Below are 14,066 nucleotides of genomic sequence, written 5' to 3'. Positions count from 1 at the left end.
TCCGGCAGTAAAACAACGAAACAGATGAAAGTATTGAAATTCGGCGGATCGTCGGTAGGTTCCGCACAAGGTCTGCGACAGGTGCGCAGGATCGTCGCCGCCAACGACGGCCAGATCGTCGTGGTCGTTTCGGCGCTGGGCGGCATCACCGACCGTCTGCTGGCCACGGCGGCCGCAGCCGCGGCCGGAAAGCCCGACTACACCGACTCGCTGGCCGAAATCGTGGCCCGCCACCGCACGACGATCGACGAAACGGTGGCGTCCGAGCGGCGCGGCGCGATCCGCCGGCGGACGGACGAACTGCTCGACGAACTGGCCAATATCTTGCGCGGCGTCTACCTGATCCGCGACCTCTCTCCCCGCACGGGCGACGCGATCGTCAGCTACGGCGAACGCCTCTCGTCGGGAATCGTGGCCGCCGTGCTCGAAGGCTCGCGGCTCTACGACGCGAGGGAGTTCATCCGCACGAAGACCGACTTCGGAAAGCACATCGCCGAACCGGATCTGACCGAAAAGCTCATCAGGGAACGTCTGGCCGACCGCCCCCGCGTGTCGGTAGTGCCGGGCTTCATCGCCTCGGACTGCGCCTCGGGCGACGTGACCAATCTGGGGCGCGGCGGATCGGACTACACCGCCGCACTCATCGCTGCCGCGCTGAACGCCGAGACGCTCGAAATCTGGACCGACGTCGACGGTTTCATGACGGCCGACCCGCGCGTCATCAGCGATGCCTATGTCATCGACCGGCTGAGCTTCGAAGAGGCGATGGAGCTGTGCAACTTCGGCGCGAAGGTGGTCTATCCGCCCACGATCTTCCCGGTCTACCACCGCGACATCCCCATCCTGATCAAGAACACCTTCAACCCCGAAGCGCCGGGCACGTTCATCTCCCGCGAGCGGGTGCAGGGGCGCGACAAGGCGATCAAGGGAATCTCCTCGATCAACAACACCTGTCTGGTGACCATTCAAGGGCTGGGCATGGTAGGCGTGATCGGCGTCAACCACCGCATCTTCCGCACACTGGCCAGGGCCGGCATCAGCGTCTTCTTCGTGTCGCAGGCCGCCTCGGAGAACACCACGTCGATCGGACTGCGCAACGAGGACGCCGATCTGGCCATCGCGATGCTCACCAGGGAGTTCGCCCCCGAAATCGAGATCGGCGAGGTGGGCAGCATCACCGCCGAACACGACCTGGCGACGATCGCCGTGGTGGGCGACGACATGAAACATACGCCCGGCATCGCGGGCAAGCTGTTCGGGACGCTGGGACGCAACGGCATCAACGTCATCGCCTGCACGCAGGGCGCCTCGGAGACCAACATCTCGGTGGTCGTGACGCTCGAAAGCCTTCCGAAGGCGATCAACGTGATCCACGACTCGTTCTTCCTGTCGGAGTATCAGGTACTCAACATCTTCGTGGCCGGCGTCGGACAGGTGGGGCGCGACCTGCTGGAACAGATCCGCCTGCAACGGCGCACGCTCATGGCCGACAACGGACTCCAAATCCGCGTCGTGGGAATCGCCAACTCCCGCAAACGGCTCATCGACGCCGAAGGCATCGCCCTGAACGACTGCCTCCGGCGGCTCGAAGAGGAGGGAACGCCCTCGACGCCGGAGAGCCTGCGCGACGAGATTCTCGCCCTGAACATCTACAACTCGGTCTTCGTCGACTGCACGGCCAGCGCGGAGGTGGCGGCGCTCTACCGTTCGCTGCTCGACCACAACGTCTCGGTGGTGGCCTCCAACAAGATCGCCGCGTCGTCCGACTACGCCCTCTACCGCGAGCTCAAAACCGTCTCGCGCAAACGCAACGCGAAATTCCTCTTCGAGACCAACGTCGGCGCCGGTCTGCCGATCATCAACACGATCTCCGACCTGATAAACAGCGGCGACCGCATCCTGCGCATCGAGGCGGTGGTTTCGGGGACGCTCAACTACATCTTCGACCGCATGAGCGCCGAAATTCCGTTCAGCCGCGCCGTACGCATGGCTCAGGAGGCAGGCTATGCCGAACCCGATCCGCGCGTCGACCTGAGCGGCACGGACGTCATCCGCAAGCTGGTGATCCTCACGCGCGAAGCGGGCTATGCCGTCGAACAGCGCGACGTGGAGCGGCGCACCTTCCTGCCCGAAAGCTGCTTCGAGGGGAGCATCGACGAGTTCTGGCATCGCCTGCCCGAAACGGACGCCCGCTTCGAAACATGGCGGCGACGGCTCGAAACCGAAGGGAAACGGCTGCGTTTCATCGCCCGCATGGAGGACGGACGCACCTCGGTCGGGCTCGAAGAGGTCGACAACGAAAGCCCGTTCTACCACCTTTCGGGCAGCAACAACGTCATCCTCATCACCACCGAACGCTACCGCAAATACCCGATCCAGATCAAGGGGTACGGCGCCGGCGCGGAGGTGACGGCCGCAGGCGTCTTCGCCGACATCATCCGCATCGCCAATATCCGATAGACCATGAAGTACCTCATCATCCTCGGCGACGGAATGGCCGACGAACCGATTCCACGGCTCGGCGGCCGCACGCCGCTGCAAGCCGCCCGCAAGCCGACGATCGACCGCATCGCAGCGCTCGGCGCCTCGGGAATCCTCGACACCGTGCCCGAAGGGTTCGCTCCGGGCAGCGAAATCGCACACCTCTCGCTGCTGGGGTACGACGTTCCCTCCGTCTTCGAAGGACGCGGTTCGCTCGAAGCGGCCGGCATGGGCGTCGAAATCGGGCGCGGCGAAATGGTCATGCGCTGCAACCTCATTACGGTCGAGCAGGAGCGCATCCGCAACCATTCGGCCGGCCATATCTCCACGGCCGAAGCGGCCGAACTGATCGACTTCCTCCAACGGCGGCTGGGCGGCGGCGACGTGCGGTTCCACACGGGCGTCTCGTACCGCCACCTGCTCACGATCCGCGGCGGCGACAAGCGGCTCCACACCGTCGGGCCGCACGACGTACCCGACCGCCCCTTCGCCGAAGTGCTGCCGTCGGCCGCCGACGCTGCCGCCGAACCTACGGCGCGACAGCTCCGCGAACTGATCTTCCGTTCGCAGGAGTTGTTGGCGGATCATCCCGTCAATCGGGCGCGCCGGGCTGCCGGAAAACAGCCGGCCACGAGCATCTGGCCGTGGTCGCCGGGCTACCGCCCCCGTATGCAGACCTTGCAGGAGCGCTACGCCCCGATCCGCAACGGCTCGGTCATCTCGGCCGTCGACCTGATCCGCGGAATCGGCGTCTGCGCCGGACTGACGCCCGTCGAAGTCGAAGGAGCGACGGGGCTCTACGACACCAACTACGAAGGCAAGGCCGAGGCCGCGCTGCGGGCGCTGCGCGACGAGGATTTCGTCTTCCTGCATATCGAAGCGAGCGACGAGGCGGGCCACGAAGGAGACGCCGAACTGAAAGTACGGACGATCGAAGCGCTCGACGCACGGGTGGTGCGGCCGATCTTCGAAGCGGTCTCCGCATGGGAGTGTCCCGTCTCGCTGGCCATCCTTCCCGACCACCCGACGCCCTGCCTGCTGCGCACCCACACCGCCGCGCCGGTCCCCTTCACGATCTGGCGGAGCGGCTGCCATCCCGACATGGTGGGGGCCTACGACGAACAGAGTGCCCGACGGGGCCGCTACGGCCACCTGCGGGGCGATGCCTTCATCGACCTCTTCATCCACGGTACCGAATAACGGACGAAAAATACAAGTTTCCACACGATGAAATATTACAGCACAAACCGCCGCACGCCCGAAGTCTCGCTCCGCGAGGCGGTCGTCGCCAGCATGGCGCCCGACAACGGGCTCTACATGCCCGAACGGATCGAGCGGCTGCCCGACGCATTCTTCGACGGGATCGCCCGTCTGGACCTCCACCGGATCGCCTGCCGCGTGGCCGACGCCTTTTTCGGCGAGGAGATCGAACCCGAAACGCTGCGGCGCATCGTCCGCGACACGTTCTGCTTCGACATTCCGGCTGTCCGGGTCGACGACGGCATCTGGGCGCTCGAACTCTTCCACGGCCCGACGATGGCCTTCAAGGACGTAGGCGCGCGCTTCATGGCACGCATTCTCTCCCACTTCATCGGAGGCCGCGGCGACGAACACCCCGTCACGGTGCTCGTCGCCACGTCGGGCGACACGGGCGGGGCCGTGGCCAACGGATTTCTCGGCGTCGAGGGCATCGACGTGGTGGTGCTCTACCCCAAAGGGCGCGTAAGCGACATTCAGGAGAAGCAGTTCACGACTCTGGGACGCAACGTCACGGCGTTGGAGATCGAAGGCACGTTCGACGACTGCCAACGGCTGGTCAAGAGCGCCTTTGCGGATACGGAGCTCAAACGACGGATGCGGCTCACATCGGCCAACTCGATCAACGTGGCGCGGTTCCTGCCCCAGACCTTCTATTTCTTCCACGCCTATGCGCAATTGCGCGCACAGGGCGTAACCTCGCCGATCGTGGTGAGCGTACCGAGCGGCAACTTCGGCAACCTCACCGCAGGGTTGTTCGCCCGACGCATGGGGCTGCCGGTCGACCGCTTCATCGCCGCCAACAACGCCAACGACACCTTTTACGAATACCTCCGCACGGGCAGCTACCGCCCCCGGCCGTCGGTTCCGACGCTGGCCAACGCGATGGACGTGGGCGACCCGAACAACTTCGCCCGCATCCTCGACCTCTACGGCCGTTCGCTCGACGCGCTGCGCGCCGACGTCGCGGCGTTCCGCTGCGACGACGACCAGATCCGCGCCACGGTGGCCGACACTTTCGCCCGCACGGGCTACCTGCTCGACCCGCACGGCGCCTGCGGCTACCGTGCGCTGCGCGACGGACTGCGCGACGGCGAAACGGGCATCTTCCTCGAAACGGCCCATCCGGCCAAGTTCCTCGATACGGTGGAAAGCATCACCGGCCGGCCGGTCGAGATTCCGCAGCGCTTGCAGGAGTTCGTCAAGGGGGAGAAACGCACGGTCGCGCTCGGCGCCGAGTTCGAAGCGTTCAAGGAGTATCTGCTCAGCCGATAAACATCATGGAGAATCCGGACATCGCACCAAACGCGGCACGCTGCCGCTTCCGGCGCATCGTCGTAAAGGTGGGCAGCAACGTGCTGACCCGCGCCGACGGCACGCTCGATACCGACCGCATGGCGGCGCTGGCCGACCAGATCGCAGCCCTGCACCGTGCCGGCGTCGAGGTCATCGTCGTGTCGTCGGGCGCTGTCGCCGCAGGGCGCGGGGTGATCGCGGCCGGCCACCGGCTCGACGCCGTGTCGGCCCGCCAGCTCTACTCGGCCGTCGGGCAGGTGAAGCTGATCCGCCGCTACTACGAACTCTTCGACGCACGGGGAATCGTCTGCGGGCAGGTGCTCACCACCAAGCAGGATTTCGAGACCCGCCGCCACTACCTCAACCAGCGCAACAGCATCCGCGTGATGCTCGAAAACGGCGTCGTCCCGATCGTCAACGAGAACGACACGGTGGCGGTCACCGAATTGATGTTCACCGACAACGACGAACTTTCGGGGCTGCTCTCGACGATGATCGGCGCCGAAGCGCTCGTCCTGCTGACCAACGTGGACGGCATCTGCGACGGTACGCCGGGGGCGCCGGGCGTCGAAGTGATCCGCGAAATCGCACCCGGGCAGCGCGACCTGCCGGACTGCATCCGCGACGCGAAGTCGTCGTTCGGACGGGGCGGAATGCTCACCAAGAGCCGCATCGCCCGCAAGGTGGCCGCCGAGGGAATCGAGACGATCATCGCCGACGGCCGCCGCGACGGCATCCTGCCCGACCTGCTGGCCGAGGGAAGCCGCACCCTCTGCACACGCTTCCTCCCCTCGCCCCACCCCATCTCGGGCGTCAAGAAATGGATCGCCCACTCGGAAGGATTCGCCAAAGGGGAGGTGCACGTAACCCGCGAAGCTCTCGATGCGCTCGGCGGCCCGCGCGCCGTGAGCCTGCTGCCCGTCGGCGTGAGCCGCGTGGAGGGTGTCTTCGAGAAGGACGACATCGTGCGCATCGTCGCCCCCGACGGCCGGCCGATCGGCGCCGGCAAGGTCTCCTGCGACAGCACGACGGCACGCCGCAATATCGGCCGCCGCGGCGCACGGGCACTCATACACTACGATTACCTCTATCTGGACTGACCCATGGAGACGCAACACACTTTTCGACGCGCCCGCGAGGCCGCCCGCGCGCTCAACCGCACCGCCTCGGAACGGATCGACCGCCTGCTGCTGGCGCTGGCCGACGCGGTGGAGGCCGGCACGGAGGAGCTGCTGGCGGCCAATGCCCGCGACCGCAGCCGGATGAACCCCGCCGATCCGGCCTACGACCGGCTGCTGCTCGACCGCGGGCGGCTGCTGGGCATCGCCGCCGACCTGCGCAACGTGGCGGCGCTTCCGTCGCCGCTGGGACGCATCCTCGACCGCACGGTGCGCCCCAACGGCATGGAGATCCGCAAAATCTCGGTACCGTTCGGCGTCGTCGGCGTCATCTACGAAGCACGTCCCAACGTGGGGTTCGACGTCTTCGCGCTCTGCGTCAAGTCGGGCAACGCCTGCATCCTCAAAGGGGGCAGCGACGCCCGCGACTCCAATGCGGCGATCGCCGCGCTGATCCGCCGCACGCTCGCGGCGCACGGCTTCGACGAGAACACCCTCGCCCTGCTGCCTCCCACGCACGAAGCGACGGCCGCGCTGCTCGGTGCCACGGGACTGGTCGATCTGGTCATTCCGCGCGGCGGGCGGGGATTGATCGACTTCGTGCGCGACCACGCCCGCGTACCGGTGATCGAAACGGGCGCCGGCGTCTGCCACGCCTATTTCGACCGGTCGGGCGACACGGAAAAGGGCGCGGCGATCGTCCTGAACGCCAAGACGCGCCGCGTAAGCGTCTGCAACGCGCTCGACACGCTCGTCGTCCACCGCGACCGCCTGACCGACCTGCCGCGCCTCTGCCGTCCGCTGGCCGAAAAAGGGGTCGAACTGCAAGCCGACGAAGCGGCACGGACGGCGTTGCACGGAAACTATCCCGCAGCGCTGCTGCGTGCGGCCGACGCAGCGAGCTTCGGGACGGAGTTTCTCTCCCTGCGCCTTTCGATCCGCACGGTCGCCTCGCTCGACGAGGCGCTCGCCCACATCGCCCGCTACTCCTCGCAGCACAGCGAGACGATCATAGCCGAAGACGCGGAGGCGATCCGCACGTTCCAGCGCGAAGTCGACGCCGCCTGCGTCTACGCCAACGTCTCGACGGCCTTCACCGACGGCGCGCAGTTCGGCATGGGCGCCGAGATCGGAATCAGTACGCAGAAACTCCACGCGCGCGGGCCGATGGCGCTGCGCGAACTGACCTCCTACAAATACCTGATCGCCGGCGACGGGCAGACGCGGCCGTAGCCCCGCCCGTGGCCGACAGACAAAAAAACGACCCGAAATTTTGTTTTCCGGAAATTAAATCCTACATTTGCGGCAGACGAGTTATCGAAAAATGACGAATTTCAACCATATCCATCATCATCACCACTTTCACCGAAGGGGCGAATCGATCGTGTATATGCGTTGATATTCCGGCAAATACAAAAGAAGCTCACCCCTTGCGGGCGGGCTTTTTTTCATGTCTGCACGCCGGGGTCGGGCGGTTGAAACGGAAATTCAAACCAAACGACTTATGTTAAGAATAGCCATTCAAGCCAAAGGCCGGCTCAACGAACAGAGCCTCGGCCTGCTCCTCGAAGCGGGAATCGCCGTTGCGGAGGGCAAACGCAGGCTCATCGCCCGCGCCGAAGGATTTCCGCTCGAAGTGCTCTTCCTGCGCGACGACGACATCCCGCAGGCCGTCTCGATGGGCGTCGCCGACCTGGGTATCGTCGGCCAGAACGAGGTGGCCGAAAAGGGATACGACGTCGAACAGGCGATGCCGCTCGGATTCGGCGCCTGCCGCCTCTCGCTGGCCGTCCCCAACGCGACCGACTACACGGGCCCCGACTACTTCCGCGGACGGCGCGTCGCAACCTCCTATCCCAACATCCTGCGCGGATATTTCGCACGGCAGGGCATCGAAGCCGAGATCCACACCATCGAGGGATCGGTGGAGATCGCACCGGCCGTAGGGCTGTCGGACGCGATCTTCGACATCGTTTCGTCGGGCGGGACGCTCGTTTCGAACGGCCTGCGCGAAGTGGAAACCGTTCTCCGCTCCGAAGCGGCGCTCATCGCCTGCCCGTCGCTCGATGCCGACAAACGCAGCCAGACCGAGCAGCTCGTCTTCCGCTTCCGATCGATCCGCGAAAGCCGCGACATGAAATACGTGCTGATGAACCTTCCTGTCGAAAAGGTCGCCGAAGCCACCGCCCTGCTCCCCGGAATGCGCAGCCCGACGATCCTGCCGCTGGCGCAGGAGGGGTGGTGCTCGCTGCACGCCGTGATCGGCAAGGCGCAGCTCTGGGAGCGCATCGAACGGCTCAAAGCCATCGGCGCCGAAGGCATTCTGGTGCTGGCGCTCGAAAACATGATCCGATAGAAAACAGCGAACGATATGGAACCGATCAGAGTTTACGACAATCCCCCGCGCGACGCGTGGCCTGCGCTGACGGCCCGCGTCACCCGCGACGACGCCGAGATCGACCGCCGCGTGGCAGCCATTCTGAACGAGGTGCGCACCGGCGGCGACGAGGCGCTGCGCCGCATTGCCCGCCGCATCGAGGGCTTCGCGCCCGAACGCTTCGAACTGCCGCAGGCACAGCTCGACGAAGCCGCCCGCAGCATCTCGCCCGAACTGAAAACGGCGCTGGCGACAGCCAAGGCCAACATCGAAGCCTTCCACCGCGCACAACTGCCCTACCCCGTTGCGGTCGAGGTCATGCCGGGCGTCCGCTGCTCGCAGCGCGCCGTGGCGATCCGCCGCGTGGGGCTCTACGTCCCGGGCGGCTCGGCGCCCCTCTTTTCGACGGTGCTCATGCTCGCCGTGCCGGCCGCGATCGCCGGCTGCACCGAAATCGTCCTCTGCACCCCTGCCGGCCGCGACGGCAGCATCGCCCCCGAAATCCGCTACGCCGCCGCGCTGTGCGGCGTGCGGCGCGTCTTCGCGCTCGGAGGGGCGCAGGCCGTCGCCGCCATGGCCTACGGCACCGAAAGCGTGCCGCGCGTCGACAAGATCTTCGGGCCGGGCAACCGCTACGTCACCCGCGCCAAGCAACTCGTCGGCGCCGAAGGCACGGCCATCGACCTTCCGGCCGGACCGTCGGAGGTGCTGGTGCTCGCCGACGAAGGAGCCTCGCCCGACTTCGCGGCCGCCGACCTGCTCTCGCAGGCCGAACACGGCGCCGACAGTCAGGCGGTGCTCGTCTGCCGCACCGTCGCGTTCGCACGCCGCGTGAACGACGCCCTCCGCCGGCAGACGGCCGTGAGTCCCCGCAATGCGATCCTCCGCGAATCGCTCGCGCAAAGCCGGATCGTCGTATTCGATTCGCAGGACGACATGCTCGACTTCGCCGAAGCCTACGCCCCCGAACACCTGATCGTCTCGCTGCGCGACCCGTGGCCCGCCGCCCGCCGCATCACGACGGCCGGCAGCGTCTTCGTGGGCGACTATGCCCCCGAAAGCGCCGGCGACTACGCCTCGGGGACGAACCACACGCTCCCCACGGGCGGGTGCGCCCGCGCGTACAGCGGCGTGAACATCGACAGCTTCCTGCGCCGCATCACCTATCAGGAACTCACGCGCGAAGGGCTTCGCGCACTCGCCCCGACGGTCGTCGCCATGGCCCGGGCCGAGGGACTGGACGCGCATGCCGAAGCCGTCCGCATCCGGCTGGAAGGAGGTGTGCGATGAGACCGCTCGCAGAACTCGTCCGCCCCAACATCCGCACGCTCGCCCCCTACTCCACCGCACGCGACGAGTACGGCGGCCAACGCATCGACGTGTGGCTCGACGCCAACGAAAGTCCCTACGACAACGGCGTCAACCGCTATCCCGATCCACGCCAGCAGCGGTTGCGGGAAGTGCTCGCCGCACGCAAGGGCATCGCCGCCGACCGTATCTTCATCGGCAGTGGCAGCGACGAGGCGATCGATCTGGCCTACCGCATCTTCTGCCGGCCGGGCATCGACAACGCGGTCTCGATCGCACCGACCTACGGCATGTACCGCGTCGCGGCGGCCGTCAACGACGTCGAACTGCGCGAAGTGCCGCTCGGCGACGACTTCTCGCTGCCGGTCGAACGGCTGCTCGCGGCGGCGGACGAACGGAGCAAACTGCTGTGGCTCTGCTCGCCCAACAACCCCACGGGCAACGCTTTTCCGGCGACGGAGATCGAACGGCTGCTGCGCCGCTTCGACGGCATGGTCGTCCTCGACGAAGCCTACGTCGATTTCGCCGACGGGGCCGGATTCCTGCCGCGGCTCGACGAATTCCCGAACCTGATCGTGCTGCAAACGCTCTCCAAGGCGTGGGGCATGGCGGGACTGCGCATCGGGCTGGCCTTCGCGGCACGAGAGGTCGCAGCGCTTTTTTCGCGCGTCAAATATCCCTACAACATTCCCGGCCCCACGCAGCGGGCCGCCGAGGAGATGCTCGGCCGCGACCTCACGCCGCAGATCGCCGAGATCCGCAGCGAGCGCCGGCGACTGGCCAGCGAGCTGGCCTCCTGCCCCTGCATAGAGCGGGTCTACCCCTCGCAGACCAACTTCCTGCTGGTGCGCACACCGGCGCCCGACGCTCTCTACGACGCATTGATCGAAGCGGGCATCATCGTCCGCAACCGCTCGCGCGCAGCGGGATGCGAAGGGTGTCTGCGCCTGACCGTGGGAACGCCCGCCGAGAACGACCGCCTGCTCCGAACCGTCAAAACCTTCCGCCCATGAAAAAAGCACTCTTCATCGACCGCGACGGCACGCTGATCGTCGAACCGCCCGTCGACCGGCAGGTCGACAGCCTCGAAAAACTCCGCTTCGTACCGGGCGCCATCTCGGGGTTGCGCGCGCTGTCGGGACTGGATTTCGAACTGGTACTGGCCACCAACCAGGACGGGCTGGGAACGCCGTCGTTCCCCGAAGCGACCTTCCGGCCCGCCCACGAACGGATGCTCGCCACGCTCGAAGGCGAAGGCGTCCGCTTCGACGACCAGCTCATCGACCGCACCTTCGAAACCGACGACGCCCCCACGCGCAAACCCCGCACGGGGATGTTCGGCCGCTATCTCGACGGAAGCTACGACCTCGCGGCCAGTTACGTCGTCGGCGACCGGCCGACCGACATGCTGCTGGCACGCAATCTCGGGGCGCGGGGCATCCTGCTCGCCCCCGACGAGGAGGCGGGCCGCCGTGCGCTGCGCGAAGCCGGCGCCGAAGCGGCCTGCGCGCTGGTCGCCCCGTCGTGGGAGCGGATCGCCGAGTTCATCCGCCGCGGCGAACGCAGCGTCACCCTCACGCGCCGCACGGCCGAGACGCAAATCACGCTCACGCTCGACCTCGACGGACGCTCCGGCGCAGGGCGCATCGCCTCGGGAATCGGATTCTTCGACCACATGCTCGCCCAGATCGCCCACCACGGAGGCGTCTCACTCTCGGTCGAAGCGACAGGCGACCTGTGGGTCGACGAACACCACACCGTCGAGGACGTCGGCATCGTGCTCGGCGAGGCGGTCGACCGTGCGCTGGGCAGCAAGGCGGGCATCGCCCGCTACGGCTTCGTCCTGCCCATGGACGACTGCCGTGCCATGGCGCTCATCGACTTCGGGGGCCGCATCGGCTTCGAATGGGAGGCCGAATTCCGCCGCGAACGCATCGGTGAACTGCCCACCGAGATGCTGCGTCACTTCTTTCATTCGTTCGCCTGCGCCGCGCGCTGCAACCTCCACGTCGCCGCCCGCGGCGACAACGAGCACCACAAAGCCGAAGCGATCTTCAAGGCCTTCGCACGGGCGCTGCGCATGGCCGTGGCCCGCATCCCCTTCGCCTACGATATTCCCAGCAGCAAAGGAGTCCTATGACAGCGATCATCGATTACGACACGGGCAACCTGCGCTCCGTGGCCGAAGCCCTGCGCCGCGCAGGCGCCGAATTCACCGTCACCGCCGATCCGGCGACGCTGCTCCGAGCCGAGCGGGTGATCCTGCCGGGCGTGGGCGAAGCGTCGTCGGCAATGGCCAGACTTCGGGAAAAGGGGCTCGACACGCTCGTTCCCGCGCTGACCTGCCCCGTGCTGGGCATCTGCATCGGGATGCAGCTGCTCTGCCGGTCGAGCGAGGAGGGCGACGCCGCCTGTCTGGGCATCTTTCCCACCGACGTGGTGCGGCTTCCCGACCGTACGGCCGACGGGCCGCTCAAAGTCCCCCACATGGGCTGGGACACCGTCGACACGCTGCGCGGGCCGCTCTTCGAGGGAATCGACGCGCAGACCTACGTCTACTATGTCCACTCCTACGCGCCGCGGCTCTGCGACGCCGCGATCGCCGCGACCGACTACGGCATGCGGTTCAGCGCGGCACTCGCACGCGACAACTTCTTCGGCACGCAGTTCCACCCCGAAAAGAGCGGGGCGGCGGGCAGCCGGATTCTACGCAACTTCCTAACACTGAAATGAGATGAATATCGAAATCATTCCCGCGATGGATCTGATCGACGGCGCCTGCGTGCGACTCGCACAGGGCGACTACGACCGCCGCACGACCTACGGCCGCGACCCGCTCGACACGGCCCTGCGCTTCGAAGCGGCGGGGCTGCGGCGGCTGCACATGGTCGATCTGGACGGCGCCCGGACGCAGCGTCCGGCCAACCTGAAAGTGCTCGAACGCATCGCCGCACGCACGCGGCTCGAAATCCAGTACGGCGGCGGCATCAAAAGCCGCACGGCGCTCTGCGACGTCTTCTCGGCGGGAGCCAGACGCGCCGTCTGCGGCAGCGTCGCCGTGCGCGAACCCGACTGCCTGGCCGCGTGGCTGGCGGAGTTCGGCGGCGAGCGCCTGATTCTCGGCGCCGACCTGCGCGACGGACGGATCGCCATCGCAGGCTGGTCGGAGGAGACGCCGCTGGGAGCGGCCGAACTGATCGGCCGCTTCCGGAAGCAGGGATTGCAGCAGGTCATCTGCACCGACATCGCCCGCGACGGAATGCTCTGCGGCCCCGCGACATCGTTCTACGCCGCCCTCCAAGCGGAATTTCCCGACGTGGAGATCACCGTCAGCGGCGGTATCGCAACGCTCGGCGACCTCACGGCTCTCGACCGCGCGGGGCTGCGCAGCGTCATCGTCGGCAAGGCGCTCTACGAAGGACGTATCACCCTCGAAGATCTCGGACGATGCTTGCCAAACGAATAATCCCCTGCCTGGACATCCGCGACGGCCGGACGGTCAAGGGCGTCAATTTCACCGACCTGCGCAGTGTGGGCGATCCGGTGGAGCTGGGCGCCCGCTACGCCGCCGAAGGTGCCGACGAGCTGGTCTACCTCGACATCAGCGCCACGGCCGAAGGTCGCCGCACCTTCACCGGACTGGTGTCGCGCATCGCCGCACGCATCGACATCCCCTTCACCGTCGGCGGGGGCATCGCCTCGGTCGACGACGCCGGACGGCTCCTGGACGCCGGCGCCGACAAGATCACCGTCAACAGCGCCGCCGTGGCCGATCCCTCGCTCATCGACGCCGTAGCGGCGAAGTACGGCTCGCAGTTCGTCACGGTGGCCATCGACGCCCGAAGAATCGACGGCCGCTGGCGCGTCACCACCCACGGCGGGCGCCGCCTCACCGACCGCGAGCTCTTCGCATGGGCCGAGGAGGCCTGCCGGCGCGGCGCGGGCGAAATCCTCTTCACCTCGATGGACCACGACGGCACGCGCAACGGCTATCCCTGCGACACCTTCGCGCAGTTGTCGCTCCTGCCCGTCCCCGTCATCGCCTCGGGCGGCGCGGGATCGGTGCAGCACATCGCCGACGTGCTGACGCTCGGACGCGCCGATGCGGCGCTGGCAGCCAGCATCTTCCACTACGGCGAGATTCCGATCCCCGTGCTCAAACGCGAACTCCGTGCACGCAATATTCCCGTAAGATTATAACAACCCGAAAAAAGAAACCGCCCATCCGC

Annotated in this window: 12 protein-coding genes; all 12 read left to right on the top strand. The window is 66.8% G+C overall.

Annotated elements, in window-relative coordinates; all coding sequences use genetic code 11:
* The first annotated feature begins 24 nt into the window (after positions 1-24).
* The 12 genes from thrA to hisF all read left to right on the top strand — a co-directional run bounded on the left by thrA (position 25) and on the right by hisF (position 14,037).
* Positions 25-2,460: a bifunctional aspartate kinase/homoserine dehydrogenase I gene (gene thrA, locus FMF02_RS09215; protein ID WP_141412931.1), complete on the top strand. Its 2,436-nt coding sequence runs from the start codon at positions 25-27 to the stop codon at positions 2,458-2,460.
* Between the two features lie 3 nt (positions 2,461-2,463).
* Positions 2,464-3,681 (top strand): cofactor-independent phosphoglycerate mutase, encoded by a 1,218-nt coding sequence (locus tag FMF02_RS09210; RefSeq protein ID WP_141412930.1) that lies wholly within the window; start codon positions 2,464-2,466, stop codon positions 3,679-3,681.
* A 27-nt stretch (positions 3,682-3,708) separates the two neighbouring features.
* Positions 3,709-5,013: a threonine synthase gene (thrC, locus tag FMF02_RS09205; RefSeq protein ID WP_141412929.1), complete on the top strand. Its 1,305-nt coding sequence runs from the start codon at positions 3,709-3,711 to the stop codon at positions 5,011-5,013.
* Positions 5,014-5,018: 5 nt separating this feature from the next.
* The gene (gene proB / locus FMF02_RS09200) at positions 5,019-6,134 is read left to right on the top strand and encodes a glutamate 5-kinase (protein ID WP_141412928.1); all 1,116 of its coding nucleotides are present in this window, start codon (positions 5,019-5,021) and stop codon (positions 6,132-6,134) included.
* Between the two features lie 3 nt (positions 6,135-6,137).
* Positions 6,138-7,385 (top strand): glutamate-5-semialdehyde dehydrogenase, encoded by a 1,248-nt coding sequence (locus FMF02_RS09195; protein WP_141412927.1) that lies wholly within the window; start codon positions 6,138-6,140, stop codon positions 7,383-7,385.
* A gap of 271 nt (positions 7,386-7,656) precedes the next feature.
* Positions 7,657-8,508: an ATP phosphoribosyltransferase gene (gene hisG, locus FMF02_RS09190; protein WP_141412926.1), complete on the top strand. Its 852-nt coding sequence runs from the start codon at positions 7,657-7,659 to the stop codon at positions 8,506-8,508.
* A 15-nt stretch (positions 8,509-8,523) separates the two neighbouring features.
* Positions 8,524-9,819: a histidinol dehydrogenase gene (gene hisD / locus FMF02_RS09185; protein WP_141412925.1), complete on the top strand. Its 1,296-nt coding sequence runs from the start codon at positions 8,524-8,526 to the stop codon at positions 9,817-9,819.
* A complete protein-coding gene (hisC, locus tag FMF02_RS09180; protein ID WP_141412924.1) occupies positions 9,816-10,850 on the top strand; it encodes a histidinol-phosphate transaminase in 1,035 nt (344 codons plus the stop codon). The genes hisD and hisC overlap by 4 nt, the downstream gene beginning before the upstream one ends.
* A complete protein-coding gene (gene hisB, locus FMF02_RS09175; protein ID WP_141412923.1) occupies positions 10,847-11,977 on the top strand; it encodes a bifunctional histidinol-phosphatase/imidazoleglycerol-phosphate dehydratase HisB in 1,131 nt (376 codons plus the stop codon). The genes hisC and hisB overlap by 4 nt, the downstream gene beginning before the upstream one ends.
* Positions 11,974-12,570: an imidazole glycerol phosphate synthase subunit HisH gene (hisH, locus tag FMF02_RS09170; protein ID WP_141412922.1), complete on the top strand. Its 597-nt coding sequence runs from the start codon at positions 11,974-11,976 to the stop codon at positions 12,568-12,570. The genes hisB and hisH overlap by 4 nt, the downstream gene beginning before the upstream one ends.
* 1 nt (position 12,571) lies before the next feature.
* Positions 12,572-13,303: a 1-(5-phosphoribosyl)-5-[(5-phosphoribosylamino)methylideneamino]imidazole-4-carboxamide isomerase gene (gene hisA, locus FMF02_RS09165; protein ID WP_019130060.1), complete on the top strand. Its 732-nt coding sequence runs from the start codon at positions 12,572-12,574 to the stop codon at positions 13,301-13,303.
* A complete protein-coding gene (hisF, locus tag FMF02_RS09160; RefSeq protein ID WP_141412921.1) occupies positions 13,285-14,037 on the top strand; it encodes an imidazole glycerol phosphate synthase subunit HisF in 753 nt (250 codons plus the stop codon). Before hisA ends, hisF begins: the two co-directional genes overlap by 19 nt.
* Positions 14,038-14,066 lie beyond the last annotated feature (29 nt).

The sequence above is a fragment of the Alistipes communis genome (assembly GCF_006542665.1).
Taxonomy (GTDB): domain Bacteria; phylum Bacteroidota; class Bacteroidia; order Bacteroidales; family Rikenellaceae; genus Alistipes; species Alistipes communis.
The sequence above is the reverse complement of the archived record's forward strand: the minus strand, read 5'-3'. Positions and strand labels throughout refer to the sequence as shown.